General features: G+C 72.6%; 1 protein-coding gene. It reads left to right on the top strand.

Annotation, left to right across the window (positions count from 1 at the left end; all coding sequences use genetic code 11):
• Positions 1-19: 19 nt before the first annotated feature.
• Positions 20-299 (top strand): helix-turn-helix domain-containing protein (locus tag JHE00_RS34670; protein ID WP_200326434.1); only part of this gene is annotated, 280 nt, incomplete at its 3' end.

Genomic DNA, 299 nt, shown 5'->3' with positions numbered 1-299 from the left:
AGCTTCCTGAGCCGTGGCCATGACAGAACAATCGATCCACGATGTGGACCGATCGGGCGACCGTCCTCGCGCGGGCGACCAGGCCGGTCAGGGGTCGCAGAGCGTACGGCGCGCGCTGGACCTGCTGACCCTGATCGCCGCGGGGGACCGCCGGGGCGGGCTCTCGGTGGCCGAGGTGACCGACGAGACCGCGCTGACCACACCCACCGTGCACCGGCTCCTGCGCGAACTGCTGCACGCCGGCTACGTCGAACAGGCCCCGGACCGGCGGTACCGCCTCGGACCCGAGGCCTACGCGG

This window comes from Prauserella cavernicola (assembly GCF_016595675.1).
Lineage (GTDB): Bacteria > Actinomycetota > Actinomycetes > Mycobacteriales > Pseudonocardiaceae > Prauserella_A > Prauserella_A cavernicola.
Note: the sequence above shows the minus strand (reverse complement) of the source record. Positions and strands in the feature narration are given on the sequence as shown.